At 47.7% G+C, this 218-nt stretch carries 1 protein-coding gene; it reads right to left on the minus strand.

Going from position 1 to position 218, the window contains the following annotated elements; all coding sequences use genetic code 11:
- On the minus strand, positions 1 to 218 hold a 218-nt coding region (locus AN391_RS20230), incomplete at both ends, for a GTP-binding protein (RefSeq protein ID WP_235576519.1).

Raw genomic sequence — 218 nt, forward strand, 5'->3', positions numbered from 1 at the left:
ACCATGTCACATTTGTTCATGAATACAACGATGTAAGGTACGCCAACCTGACGAGAAAGTAGGATGTGCTCACGTGTTTGTGGCATAGGACCGTCAGTCGCAGCTACTACTAAGATAGCGCCGTCCATTTGAGCAGCACCGGTGATCATGTTTTTAACATAATCGGCGTGTCCAGGACAATCTACGTGTGCGTAGTGACGAGTTGGTGTATCGTACTC

Origin of the sequence: Pseudoalteromonas sp. P1-13-1a (genome assembly GCF_001401875.1) — a bacterium.
Classification (GTDB): domain Bacteria; phylum Pseudomonadota; class Gammaproteobacteria; order Enterobacterales; family Alteromonadaceae; genus Pseudoalteromonas.